The following is a 2411-nucleotide window of genomic DNA, read 5'->3' on the forward strand; positions in this document are numbered from 1 at the left end:
ACCTCCACGCTCACGCATCCCCGCCCAGATGGGCAGAACCCTTGCCAGACCTTACGGTTCGCATAGGTCCACTTAGCTGATTAGAGACGCTCACCCACGCCCACTGCTCGCAGGTGTCCACGGTCAGCCCCTCCGGCAGCAGGCGCTGTACCTGCTCGGGAGAGTAGGCCCAGTGCACGAACGTCTGGGTGAGCCAGCCGGCGCGCAGTGCCGGGAGGTCCACACGCTGCTCCGGTCCATAGGACACCACGCGCACCGACTCCCCAGGAGGCCCGCGCCGAAACTCGGCACGACCCGATGCGGGCGGGCCCGGGTCTCTCATCTGCCCCCAACAGACCAGGCCAGAGTTCGGCCGACAGCGCGGGCAGCGCCCCACTCGTTGTACGCGTGTGGACGACGAACGGGGTGTTCTGGGCCAGCCGCGCCCGCGCTGTGGTTCCGCACCGAGCCGTCCTCGCCCGGCGCCTGGGGTGATGACCTAAACCCTCGCTGTGGCGCGCCCCTGCTGGGCCACGCGGTCGACCGGGCCGTCGTCGAGGGCCCACCGCGAGGTCCGGGGTGACGACTGGTCGGCCTTCCGGCACGGGACAACTCGTCGTGCGGGCCGTTTCGCCGGCGACTGCCCGGGAACTGCGGAGCGGAAGACCAGTCGACGGAGGAGTACCCATGTCCTCGCGCCGCGACAGCCCCGACGGCCGGGCCCGGCTGACCGATGCGCTGCGGAACAAGGGGGTGGCTTTCACCCGGCGGGGACGTGAGCGGTACGGCCTGATAGGAGCGCTCCCACCCGGTGTGCTCTCCCTCGACCAGCAGGATCCGCGTCAACAGTGTGGTTCCCGGGCCCATCTGGACACCCCTGATCCCCGCCACGATGCCGCCGGAGCAGGTCGAGAGCTTCGGCTCCCAGGTGCCGCTCAGCCGCCCCGGCCAGCCGGCCGAGGTCGCCCCGGTCTATGTGCTGCTCGCCTCCGACGAGGGGTCGTACGTCTCCGGCGCCCGTATCGCGGTCACCGGTGGCCAGCCGATCCTCTGAGGCCGCCGAGGAGAGCGCACCCGTGGAGTGGTACCCGCTGCGCCTGACCACGCCCGTCAGGCAACACGTCTTCGGCGGCCGCGTCCTGGCCGACCGATGGGGCCGCGCGGGGCTGCCGGACGGTCCGGTCGCCGAGACGTGGGAGGTCAGCGACGTCGACGGCGAGGCGGCGACGGTGACCGCGGGCCCGCTGGCCGGGCGCACCCTGCGCCGACTGGTCAAGGAGTACCCGCAGGAGCTGGTGGGGCGCGGCTGGCGCGGTGCGCGCTTCCCTGTGCTCACCAAGCTCATCGACGCCACGGGGATGCTCCCGGTCCACCTGCACGCCGACGACGAGACCGCCCGGCGTCTCGAAGGCGAGCCCAACGGCAAGACCGAGGCGTGGCACATCCTCGAAGCAGCCCCGGGAGCCACCGCCCTGGCCGGCACCCAGCCGGGCGTCGACCGCGACCGGCTCAGGCGGGCGCTGGTGGCCCAGGACTTCGACGCCGTCCTGCGCCGTCTGCCCGTGCGCGCCGGGCAGACCCTCTACGTCCCCGGCGGCACCCTGCACAGTTTCGGTCCCGGCACCGTCGTCTACGAGATCGAGCAGACGTCCGACATCCAACAGCACGCCATGCGCCACCGGATGGAGGACGGCTCGCCGATCGCGGACGAGGAGTGGCGGGCGAACATCGAACGGCTTCTGGAGGAGTGGCGTCCCGAGCCGCGTCCCGACTTCCGCTCCGGGCTCGGCGTGCCGGTGGACGACGGGGTGGAGCGCACCGTGCTGTGCGCCGGACGCCACTTCGCGCTGGAGCGGTGGCGGGCCGGCACCGCCGCGCCGCTGATACACCGGTTCTCCACCGCCATGGTGCTCACGAACGCGGGGCTGCCCGTCACCGTGGACACGCCCGCGGGAGGCGAGCGACTGGCCCGCGCGGAAAGCCTGTTGCTGCCCGCCGCGCTGGGCCGCATGCGCATCGAGGGCCCGGCCGACGTCCTGCTCGGCTACCTCCCCGACCTCGACACCGACATCCGCACGCCTCTGCTCGCCGCCGGCCACGGAATGGACGCGATCGCCGCGCTGGGCGAATGACGGCACGTCTCGGCGCGCGAGCGTGGCCACCGGCAGCGCACCGGGCCCTGGCGCACTGGCATCCGGGATGCTCGCCGCCCGCGAACTGGAAGACGTCATAGTGGAGGCACGGGCCCTTGTGGTCCGGGATCCCACGGCCGTCGACAACGTCAATCTTCCTAGATCAAACGCCCTCTCAGCATTGCTCGGGAGCGCCGGACGGATATCACCGGGTTCCTCCGAGGATGCCCCGGCCTTCGGGCCGGGGAGGAATCGGACTCCTGCGGAGCAGGGCAGGGATAGCCGGATCGCCGTCAGGGC

At 72.1% G+C, this 2411-nt stretch carries 2 protein-coding genes and 1 pseudogene; 2 read left to right on the plus strand and 1 reads right to left on the minus strand.

Annotation, left to right across the window (positions count from 1 at the left end):
* Positions 1-10 precede the first annotated feature (10 nt).
* Positions 11-322 (minus strand): DUF2071 domain-containing protein, encoded by a 312-nt coding sequence (locus ACIBJF_RS53005; RefSeq protein ID WP_399185053.1) that lies wholly within the window; start codon positions 320-322, stop codon positions 11-13.
* Between the two features lie 492 nt (positions 323-814).
* On the opposite strand from ACIBJF_RS53005, the pseudogene ACIBJF_RS53010 reads away from it, so the two are divergent.
* Together ACIBJF_RS53010 and ACIBJF_RS53015 are read left to right on the plus strand one after the other, a co-directional pair.
* Positions 815-1033 (plus strand): annotated as a pseudogene (locus ACIBJF_RS53010) (SDR family oxidoreductase); the annotation flags it as partial.
* A gap of 22 nt (positions 1034-1055) precedes the next feature.
* Positions 1056-2111, plus strand: coding sequence for a class I mannose-6-phosphate isomerase (locus ACIBJF_RS53015; protein WP_399185054.1), 1056 nt, complete (start codon positions 1056-1058; stop codon positions 2109-2111).
* Positions 2112-2411 lie beyond the last annotated feature (300 nt).

The organism is Streptomyces sp. NPDC050743 (assembly GCF_044456925.1).
Lineage (GTDB): Bacteria > Actinomycetota > Actinomycetes > Streptomycetales > Streptomycetaceae > Streptomyces.